At 48.8% G+C, this 951-nt stretch carries 2 protein-coding genes; both read left to right on the top strand.

What is annotated here, in order from left to right; genetic code table 11:
• A partial coding sequence (locus VZ95_RS26290) for a hypothetical protein (RefSeq protein WP_198148446.1) occupies nucleotides 1–502 on the top strand: 502 nt, incomplete at its 5' end.
• 239 nt (nucleotides 503–741) lie between these two features.
• A partial coding sequence (locus tag VZ95_RS27675) for a class I SAM-dependent methyltransferase (RefSeq protein ID WP_232302784.1) occupies nucleotides 742–951 on the top strand: 210 nt, incomplete at its 3' end.

Consider the following 951-nt stretch of genomic DNA (forward strand, 5'->3'; position numbering starts at 1 on the left):
TTCGCCAGTCATTACGCTGGATGACGAGGCCGACACGCTTGCGCATTCAATATCCCCCGCATCGACCGATGTCCTGCCCCAACCGCCGAGGGATTTCTCTGCAAAACGGCCATTGCCGCCTCTGACCAGCAAACGGGAACAAGCGCAACTCTTGGCCCGTCAACTCTTTGAGACGTTACGTCAATCGAAACCTGAAACCCATGAGTTGCCCCCCGCCTCTCCCGACACCCTAGCCCCTTCCAGTGAAGTGACGAACCCGGCATCAGAAGAGGATATCCCTTTGCTTGCTACCCTCAATAAAGTTCGCGAGCAGCTAGGCTCTTTACCGAGCGTTAGGCTGCCACCACTGGATAGATATCATCTGATGGAAATGAATAAAAAAGATCTTGAGAATATGAATGTCGTAGAACTGGCAGCATTATCAGCACAACTAATTAAATTGGCGCGCGATCAGCTTGCCGAAATTGATCGACTGAAACTATCTGCAAAGCGCCGCCGATAGTCAGGGTGCTAGCCCATTCCTCAGCAATACCCACCCTCGAAAAAAAATATTACTGCCTTTAGCCATTTACTTAATTTACATAAGTGCTATATTGCCTTGTCAAAAGCCTGAGGTTCGGATATCGGTATTGACGCATGGGTCGTATCTCTGGCATGTCAGGACCATACATGCGAATGATCTCCGGCGGATAGATTATTCCCTCAGCATCGAGCCCTCCATCAAGCAACTGGAACTTCAAAATGGATAGCAAGCAGATTTTTGAACATTGGTCCAATTGGGCAGAGACCTATGGTACGAATCTGCGCGCCACAACAAAGACAGGAACCGCCAAGTTACTGGAACTCGATGCACTTGCTCGTCGTTTAGGCTTACTAAATACGACTGAGAGTGCTGATATTCTTGAGGTCGGCTGCGGCAATGGCATAAATTGCATTTCATTATCGAAGCAA

It is taken from the genome of Elstera litoralis (assembly GCF_000963705.1).
GTDB lineage: Bacteria > Pseudomonadota > Alphaproteobacteria > Elsterales > Elsteraceae > Elstera > Elstera litoralis.